Origin of the sequence: Aquiflexum sp., from assembly GCF_041751335.1 — a bacterium.
Classification (GTDB): Bacteria; Bacteroidota; Bacteroidia; order Cytophagales; family Cyclobacteriaceae; genus Aquiflexum.
Map to the genome: position 1 here is coordinate 22350 of NZ_JBGSXS010000439.1, position 8579 is coordinate 30928.

Below are 8579 nucleotides of genomic sequence, written 5' to 3' on the forward strand. Positions count from 1 at the left end.
TATGCGTATCTCAAACTTTGCTGTTAAAAACTACCAGTTTACCCTGGTGATTTTTCTGATGACCATTGCGCTTGGCATAACCACTTTCTTCAATATGCCAAGAAGTGAAGACCCTTCCACAAATGCACCACAGTTCCCGGTGATTGTGGTCTACCCGGGTACAAGTCCTGAGGACATGGAAGAGCTCATCGTAGATCCGATTGAAAAAAGAATCTATGCACTTGAAGATATCAAACGCATCAAAACCAAAATCAGGGATGGTGTTGCCGTACTCAATGTGGAGTACAAATACGAGAGCAATGTAAACGACAAATACCAGGAACTTGTCCGTGAAATCAATAGCATGCGAGGAGAGCTTCCCCAGGATATTCTCAGTATTGACATCAATAAAGTGACTCCATCCGGTGTAAGTATTCTGCAAATCGGACTTATCAGTGAAAACAGTTCCAGGGAATCATTCAAAAAATATGGAGAACGGCTTCAAAAAGAACTGGAAAAAATCCCTGCACTCAAAGAAGTAGAAATATATGGTCTCCCGGAAGAAATCGTCAGGATAGACCTCCAACTTGATAAAATGTCCCAAATGAGGATCCCACTTCAGGCAGTTCTGGGTAGCATTCAAAGTGAAATAGGCAATATACCAGGAGGCACAATTGAAGCAGGGAGCAAAGCCTTCAATGTAAAAACAAGCGGTAACTATAATAATCTGGATGAAATCGCCAATACCTTGGTCTATTCTGTTCAGGGTAAAAGCATCTCTTTAAAAGACATTGCCCATGTGCACATGGACTTTGATGAAAGCAAACATATCACAAGACTCAATGGCTATAGATCCATTTTCGTAACTGCTGCATTAAAAGAGGGCAACAATATCTCGCAGGTGCAAGAGCAATACCTACCTGTTCTTGAAAATTTCAAATCCACGCTGCCAACCAATATCGACATGGTTTTGGCTTTTGACCAAGCAGATTTTGTCAATAAAAGATTGGGGGGATTGGGTTTTGATTTCATCATTGCCATTCTTTTGGTGTCCATCACTTTGTTGCCCCTTGGCGGAAGGGCTGCATCCATTGTAATGATTTCCATTCCGCTTTCCCTTGCTATTGGATTAGTCCTGCTTGATTTGTTGGGTTACAGTCTCAACCAATTAAGTATAGTAGGTTTGGTTGTAGCCTTGGGTCTTTTGGTGGATGACAGCATTGTGGTAGTGGAAAATATCGAACGGTGGATAAGGGAAGGGCATAGCCGGATGGAAGCTACCCTATTGGGCACCAAACAAATCGGCTTGTCTGTAGTCGGATGTACCATCACCCTGATTATCGCATTTATGCCTTTGGTTTTTTTACCCGAAGGTTCAGGGGACTTTATCCGAAGCTTACCAATGGCAGTCATCATGAGCGTTTTGGCGTCAATGTTTGTATCCCTTACAATCATTCCTTTTTTGGCCAGCAGGCTGCTTAAGGAGCACGCAGCAGGACATCAGGGAAACCTTTTTCTTAGGGTACTTCAAAATGCGATCTCAAAAAGTTATGCCCCTTTGTTGGAAAGATCCCTTAGGAAACCTGTTCAGACTTTGGTAGGTGCTTTGCTGATATTCGGTTCCTCGTTGGCAATTTTCCCAATTATTGGATTTAGCCTTTTTCCCGCATCTGAAAAACCTCAGTTTTTGATCAATATCATAACCCCCATTCAGACCAAAATCGGCGGTACAGATGAAGTCAGCAGGGAAGTTGAGCGGGCATTGAAAGACATTCCCGAAATAGATTTCTTTTCCACCAATGTTGGAAAAGGAAATCCAAGAATCTATTACAATGTCATACCGGAAAATGAAAGGACGGATTTTGCACAGATTTTTGTCCAATTAAAGCCAAACACATCTGTCACTGAAAAAATAAGGGTTACAGAAGACCTTAGAAACAGGTTTGACAATTATGCAGGAGCAAAAATAGAAGTTAAAAACTTTGAGCAAGGTCCACCTGTCACTGCCCCTGTTGAAATCAGACTTTCAGGTGAAAATCTTGACAACCTGAGAACCTTGGCTTCAAAAACCGAAAAGTTGATCCGACAAACTCCGGGAACAATCTATGTCGACAATCCTGTCAGCAATCTAAAAACTGACATCCGGGTGGCAATTCAAAAGGATAAGGCAAGATCATTGGGGGTCAATATTGTTGATGTGGACAGATCTGTAAGAATGGCAATTGCCGGATTGAAAATGGGTTCCTATTCAGATGCCAATGGTGATAAAAAGGAAATCATCCTGACAAGCCCCAAAGAAGAAAGGGCTTCCCTCGTTAATTTTGACAGGTTATTTATCAATAACAACCAAGGAGCGGCCATCCCGATCAGGCAGATTGCTGATTTGGTTTTGGAAAGTTCACCATTATATATTGACCACTATAACAAAACAAGGACTGTCTCTGTCACGGCATTTGTACAGGAAGGATTTCTTGCAGAGCGGGTGATCAGTGATGTAGAAAGCAAAATCAAAAACATGGAATTCCTTGACGGCTATTCCTATAAAGTTGCCGGAGAGGCGGAGACAAGGGAGGAATCATTTGGTGGTTTTCAAACGGTCATTATTGTAACAGTATTCCTCTTTATCGCAGTTTTGATCCTACTCTTCAAAACCTTCAAAAGTACCATCATAGTCCTTTCAGTCATTCCATTGGGAATGGTGGGTGCATTGACTGCATTGTGGTTGACTGGCAACTCTTTGTCCTTTGTGGCCATCATAGGTTTGATCGCTTTGGCAGGGATAGAAGTTAAGAATTCAATATTGTTGGTGGACTTCACAAATCAGTTGAGAAAAGAAGGAAAATCTTTGGATGTAGCTATACGGGAGGCAGGTGAAATACGCTTCTTGCCAATAGTATTGACTACCCTGACAGCAATAGGTGGACTCATGCCAATTGCGTGGTCAACCAATCCATTGATTTCGCCTTTGGCGATTGTGCTGATCGGAGGTTTGATCAGTTCTACATTACTTTCTAGAATTGTGACACCTGTAGTTTACAAGCTATTGCCGCCGAGGGTTGGGTAATTGAGGGGAAGTACAATGTACGAAGTACCAAGTAAAAAGTAGTTCGAAAAGCCTTTTGAAATAGAAGAGCGTGAGACACTCACAAAGGCCTTGCGGTGTTTTGGAAAGATTTGAAAAAGTAAAAGGGAAAAATTTAATTTTGAATTAAATCATGAAATACATATATTGTTTTGATAATCAACGCCTAAGCCATTCGGAAGGCATGATTTACAACTTCATATATCTCCTCAAAAATTAAATACCACGACCATGAATCTTTCCTCTTTTTTTCCCTCCCGCCTATTGATTCCATTGATTTTCTATCTTTTTGTAAGTTGTAACCTGTTTGAAGGACCTGAGGGAGAACAAGGCCCGGAAGGTGTTCAAGGTGAACAAGGCCTTCGTGGAGAGCGGGGTGAAAGGGGTGAGCAAGGTCCTCGGGGACTCCAAGGAGAACAAGGACCTAGAGGAGAACGAGGACCTCAGGGTCCACAGGGACCTCTAGGACAGCAGGGTCCTCAGGGAGAACAAGGCCCTCAGGGAGAACAAGGCCCTCAGGGAGAGCAGGGTCCACAAGGAGAGGCGGGTGCGGACGGTATTATCCAAATCATCTCGAAGATAGTCACCCTTACCAACACAGATTATGTTAATGGCACTTATGGGGTGATGACGACTACAGGTAATCCTCAAATGAATTCTATTTTAGCAAAGGTGTCCACTATCAATGATCCTGAAATAACCCAAGACGTGTTTGATAATGGCATGGTGCTCGTTTACATGCGTGTTCCGGTAAACTCCTCATTTTCGGTTTGGATGTGGACAGGTTTACCTCACCATTACCAAGGTCTGGAAGGTCCTATAACCGTGTACCACAGGAATTATAATTTTGGATATAATCTTAATAAGATAATCATTAGTTATTATTTTTCCAGAAATTACGAAGGGAATATACCGGTCGTTTATAATACAATTGTACCAACACAAACATTTAGGTATTTGATCATAAGCGGCATGGTAGCTGGCAGGTTGGCAAGTGCGAGGATTGATCTCAACAACCTGGATGCAGTTGAGGCCTTTTTATCTCGATGAGTATTTAAACCTATGTAATTAACAATTAGATTATGGATTATTTCTGATCAAAGTATTTACAAGATAATTTTATAAATCGGTATGTTTCATATTATTTATTAATATCTAACCTCATGCTCCGACATTTTTATTGCTTCGGTAGGGGTAGTTTTATTCTTATATCTTGATCTCTACAACAAAACCCAAAAAGTATCCGTCACGGCTTTTGTACAGGAGGGCGATATTTCTGTAAGAATTACAAACTATGGACCACAAGCAACTATATGTCCTTTGTTGCCATCATAAGTTGAAAGGCTTTGTAATAATGAATTCAACATCACAAGGATATGAGTGGAAACACTCGCATTTGGTGTATGAATGTGAGTGAGACACTCACATCGGCCTTAAGAATAGCAAAAGTATGAAACCTAATTCCTTAAAAAATCATAAATATCAAAACCACATCCAACAAACCACTAATTACAACGTTATATTTTTGGATTTTATCCCAAGCAATCAGATCATCTTACCTCTAGAAAAATGAAAACAATAACCAACATGAAAAAAGCCATCAGTGTATTCAATACTTATGGCATCCCTTTAACAGGCAAAAGAAAATCCGCCAACTTCTACAGAGAGCTCCAAATGGACAAAATGTTTGTCGATGGGTTGATCTTCGAACTCGAATATGAACTGAAAAGGGAATTGGAAGACGAAAAAGCCTCAAAAATCGAAACACCTTCAGAATTGATCCAACATCTACTGTCTGCATAAACTTTTATTAAAAGATGGGGGTTAGGAATTACTGATATGCGCATAAAAAACTTTATTTGGGCCTTATTGATTCCACTCTTTATGATTTACCTATTAAAAGGACAGGCTACATCATCTGAAAAAGGATTTTCTTCAAATCCTGAACTCCGTACAGTACTGCCTACTGAAGATTGGAAGGGAAATCCATTGGATGACAAAGGAAGGTTCACTAATCTATATCATCCCTTTGAATCCAGTTTTGGGGATTTGTTGAAATGGCAAACCAGCAAGAATCCCCAAAAGGAAGAAAAGAAGGCTGAAACCAGAAAATTATCTGTTGATTTTGATTCTACCCTGTTCCAAAATAATGAGGATTATTTGATTTGGTTGGGACATGCAACCTACCTGATACAAATCAATGGTAAAACATTTTTGACCGATCCACTTTTGCTTGACAATACTTTTTTAAAAAGAGAAAGTGAATTGCCTTTCCCTATTGAAAAACTTCCTAAACTAGATTATATTTTACTTTCCCACAATCATAGGGATCATTGTGATAAACAGACCTTAAAATACCTGACTGATAAAAACCCCAAACTAATAATTTTGACAGGGTTGGGAATGAAGGAAGTTATTTCCTCATGGACAAATGGGCAGTTCATTCAAGAAGCTGGTTGGTACCAACAATATTCCGTTTTGGATTCTGGTCTACAGATCACTTACGTGCCAACAAGGCATTGGTCCAGAAGATGGTTATGGGATGACAACAAAAGCCTTTGGGGAGGTTTTTATATCCAAACGACCGATTTATCCATTTACTTTATGGGAGACAGTGGACAAGGTCCTCATTTTGCAGATATTAAAAACACTATGGGTTCACCTGATTATTGCCTGATGGGTGTTGGTGCTTTCAAACCTGAATGGTTTATGCATCAAGCCCACATTAGCCCAACTGATGCCATTGATGCTTTCAATACTTTGGAAGGAAAATTCTTTATCCCCATGCATTTCGGCACCTTTAATCTTTCTGACGAACCAAGAATGGAACCTTGGGATATTTTGGTTGAAAACCGATCTGATATCAAAGGGGAATTGGTAGAGCCGGTTTTAGGCAGGAATCTTTTGAGGAATGGATTGGAATAAATTGTCCGCTGTGGCGGATTGAAAAATTTAAAGTGAAACATACCATCGAAAATCCCGATTTTTTTCAGGTCAAGAATTTGGGAGAGGTTTATGACCTGCTTAACAGATAAGAAATAAAACCTTGCCAAGTTATGAAAGATCTCTTCTCCAACCATTCAGAGGAATATGCCCAATTCAGACCTAGCTACCCTAAGGTATTGTTTGATTTTGTAGTCAGTCATTGCAAAGGAAAAGAAAGTGCTTGGGATTGTGCGACCGGAAATGGCCAAGTGGCCGGGCATTTATCAAATTACTTCAAAAAAGTGGAAGCAACGGATATAAGTGAAAAGCAGTTGGAAAATGCAATCACAAGGCCTAATGTCTACTACTCCAAACAAAGTGCTGAAAACACCATTTTTCCAGATCAGCATTTTGACCTCATCACAGTTGGGCAGGCCATTCACTGGTTTGATTTCAAAGGATTTTACAAAGAGGTGAATCGGACTGGCAAAAAAGATTCTCTATTACTTGTATTGGGATATGGAAAATTATCCGCTGCTCCAGAATTGGATGGTGTAATTGATGAATTGTACAGGGATATTTTGGAACCGTATTGGGAACCCGAGCGAAAATATATTGATGAAAAATACCTTACCATTCCATTCCCATTTAAGGAAATAAAAACTCCCGAATTTAAAAACAGTATCAACTGGAAAATTGATCAATTGATTGGCTACCTGAACACATGGTCTGCGGTTAAAAAATACATACAATTGAATGTACAAAATCCTGTGAACTTGGTTTCTGAGAAATTGAAGGTTTGTTGGGGATCGGAAGTGGAAAGAAAAATTGAGTTCCCATTATTGGTGAGGTTGGGAAAAATCCATTAACCCATCAATATATTGGACACTGAAATATTTTTTAATTCAATTTTGGGTTAACTTTAAGCTATAGCTTGAAGCTTTGTATTATTAACCCAAACCCACAACACTATGGCCTCTACTAACATTTACCTTAACTTCAATGGCAATTGCAGGGAAGCATTTGCTTTTTATCAATCTGTTTTTGGTGGGGAGTTTGACTTCCTGGGAACCTTTGGTGAAATGCCGCCCCAAGAAAATTACCCGACACCTGAAAGTGACAGGGATTTGATCATGCATATTTCTTTGCCGATCGGAAAAGACACCATTTTGATGGGAAGTGATACAGGATCCGGTTTTCCCAAGGTCACTTTCGGCAACAACTTTTCAGTATATGTGAATACTGACTCCAAAGCTGAGGCTGACCTGATATTTTTAGAATTATCGGCCGGAGGAAAGGTAAATATGCCAATTGAAGACACCTTTTGGGGATCATATTTTGGAGCATTGGAAGACAAGTTTGGTGTCAATTGGATGGTAAGTTTCGACCTTAACCCCCAATAAAAATCATGGACAAAGCAGAACAAAGCATGCTGGACAACCTCCATAAAAATACAGGGAAATCCCTTGAGGAGTGGATGGTGTTCGTCAAAGGTAAATCTTTTGAAAAACATGGTCAAATCATGAAATTCCTTAAAGAAGAAGAGGGACTTACCCATGGGTTTGCCAACCTGATCGCACTGAAAACATTGGCCACAGATGCAGGTTCAGTGGAGGACAAACACGAACTGATAGAAAACCAATACAAAGGCAAGGAGCATTTCAAGCCTATCTACGAACATTTGATCAGTGAGATTTTAAAATTTGGGAATGACATTGAAATCGCCCCAAAAAATGCCAATGTTAGCCTGCGAAGAAAAAAACAATTTGCTCTCCTCTACCCCATCACCAAAACCCGTTTTGAAATCGGAATCAACCTAAAAGGACAGGATCCATCTGGAAAACTGCTTTCCAGCGGGAATGCCATGTGCACCCACAAAATAATTTTGACAGATTTTGAGAATATTGATGATGAAGTAATGGATTGGTTAAAAAAAGCTTTTGAAAGTGCTGGTTGAATTCGATAATGAAAACCTGAGAAGATTATCAGGAAAAGATGAAAGGATAACAACCTAAAAAGATAAATTTTTATTCGTGAACGGGACTATTGGTATTTATGCGATGATTTGAAATGTACCTTACCTTTGAATTATAAACTGTGCTCATGCGAAATTTAGAAATCTAATTGTTGGATAGCCTCAGCCTGATTAAAGGAAACGGCTCTTTTGTGATAAGTCATACTGCAACTTTTGGTGTAGTTACAAACTACACCCAACACCGCCAGAATCCAGATTTCAACCAGAGCATTGTTGGCAGGCATTTTTTTTTGTTTTAAGCTATATATACGCCATTTTTAGTGGAAATTAGATCTTATGAACTATTTCTTCAACCAAAAGCTTTTCTTCAATGCCACTTTATGTGGATTGTTTTTGTTATTTCTTATCCAGGCATGTTCACAAAACCCAGTTCAATCACCTGGCCCATTGAAACCCAACATCGTTTTTATTTTTGCAGATGATATGGGCTATGGTGATATTAGTGGTTTAAATGCCCAATCAAAAATCCGTACTCCTGCTATTGATGCCCTCATTCAGGACGGCATTATTTTTACCAATGCGCATGCCAGTGCAAGTGTTTGCACCCCATCACGATAT

Annotated in this window: 9 protein-coding genes; 8 read left to right on the forward strand and 1 reads right to left on the reverse strand. The window is 39.7% G+C overall.

Annotated elements, in window-relative coordinates; all coding sequences use genetic code 11:
- Window position 1 precedes the first annotated feature (1 nt).
- From ACEW8U_RS23105 to ACEW8U_RS23135, 7 genes are all read left to right on the forward strand, one after another.
- Entirely contained in the window at window positions 2–3043 is a 3042-nt protein-coding gene (locus tag ACEW8U_RS23105; RefSeq protein WP_373524420.1) for an efflux RND transporter permease subunit, read from the forward strand.
- Window positions 3044–3292: 249 nt separating this feature from the next.
- Window positions 3293–4111, forward strand: a complete 819-nt coding sequence (locus ACEW8U_RS23110) for a hypothetical protein (RefSeq protein WP_373524421.1) — start codon at window positions 3293–3295, stop codon at window positions 4109–4111.
- 519 nt (window positions 4112–4630) lie between these two features.
- On the forward strand, window positions 4631–4864 hold the full coding sequence (locus tag ACEW8U_RS23115; RefSeq protein WP_373524422.1) for an acyl carrier protein: 234 nt from the start codon (window positions 4631–4633) through the stop codon (window positions 4862–4864).
- A gap of 81 nt (window positions 4865–4945) precedes the next feature.
- Complete coding sequence (locus tag ACEW8U_RS23120; RefSeq protein ID WP_373524423.1) at window positions 4946–5986, forward strand: MBL fold metallo-hydrolase; 1041 nt, start codon at window positions 4946–4948, stop codon at window positions 5984–5986.
- A gap of 131 nt (window positions 5987–6117) precedes the next feature.
- Window positions 6118–6855: a class I SAM-dependent methyltransferase gene (locus ACEW8U_RS23125; RefSeq protein ID WP_373524424.1), complete on the forward strand. Its 738-nt coding sequence runs from the start codon at window positions 6118–6120 to the stop codon at window positions 6853–6855.
- A 102-nt stretch (window positions 6856–6957) separates the two neighbouring features.
- A complete protein-coding gene (locus tag ACEW8U_RS23130) occupies window positions 6958–7389 on the forward strand; it encodes a VOC family protein (protein WP_373524425.1) in 432 nt (143 codons plus the stop codon).
- Window positions 7390–7394: 5 nt separating this feature from the next.
- Entirely contained in the window at window positions 7395–7943 is a 549-nt protein-coding gene (locus tag ACEW8U_RS23135; protein ID WP_373524426.1) for a DUF5655 domain-containing protein, read from the forward strand.
- A 155-nt stretch (window positions 7944–8098) separates the two neighbouring features.
- Here ACEW8U_RS23135 and ACEW8U_RS23140 read toward each other — a convergent pair whose 3' ends face one another.
- Window positions 8099–8245, reverse strand: coding sequence for a hypothetical protein (locus tag ACEW8U_RS23140; RefSeq protein ID WP_373524427.1), 147 nt, complete (start codon window positions 8243–8245; stop codon window positions 8099–8101).
- Between the two features lie 52 nt (window positions 8246–8297).
- On the opposite strand from ACEW8U_RS23140, the gene ACEW8U_RS23145 reads away from it, so the two are divergent.
- The coding region (locus tag ACEW8U_RS23145; RefSeq protein ID WP_373524428.1) for a sulfatase-like hydrolase/transferase at window positions 8298–8579 on the forward strand (282 nt) is incomplete at its 3' end.

What these genes read in the sequence shown, in the direction of transcription:
- ACEW8U_RS23115 (WP_373524422.1), top strand. Translation starts at nt 4,631, where the DNA reads ATGAAAACAATAACCAACATGAAAAAAGCCATCAGTGTATTCAATACT.
- ACEW8U_RS23120 (WP_373524423.1), top strand. Translation starts at nt 4,946, where the DNA reads ATGATTTACCTATTAAAAGGACAGGCTACATCATCTGAAAAAGGATTT.
- ACEW8U_RS23130 (WP_373524425.1), top strand. Translation starts at nt 6,958, where the DNA reads ATGGCCTCTACTAACATTTACCTTAACTTCAATGGCAATTGCAGGGAA.
- ACEW8U_RS23135 (WP_373524426.1), top strand. Translation starts at nt 7,395, where the DNA reads ATGGACAAAGCAGAACAAAGCATGCTGGACAACCTCCATAAAAATACA.
- ACEW8U_RS23105 (WP_373524420.1), top strand. Translation starts at nt 2, where the DNA reads ATGCGTATCTCAAACTTTGCTGTTAAAAACTACCAGTTTACCCTGGTG.
- ACEW8U_RS23110 (WP_373524421.1), top strand. Translation starts at nt 3,293, where the DNA reads ATGAATCTTTCCTCTTTTTTTCCCTCCCGCCTATTGATTCCATTGATT.
- ACEW8U_RS23125 (WP_373524424.1), top strand. Translation starts at nt 6,118, where the DNA reads ATGAAAGATCTCTTCTCCAACCATTCAGAGGAATATGCCCAATTCAGA.
- ACEW8U_RS23140 (WP_373524427.1), bottom strand. Translation starts at nt 8,245, where the DNA reads ATGCCTGCCAACAATGCTCTGGTTGAAATCTGGATTCTGGCGGTGTTG.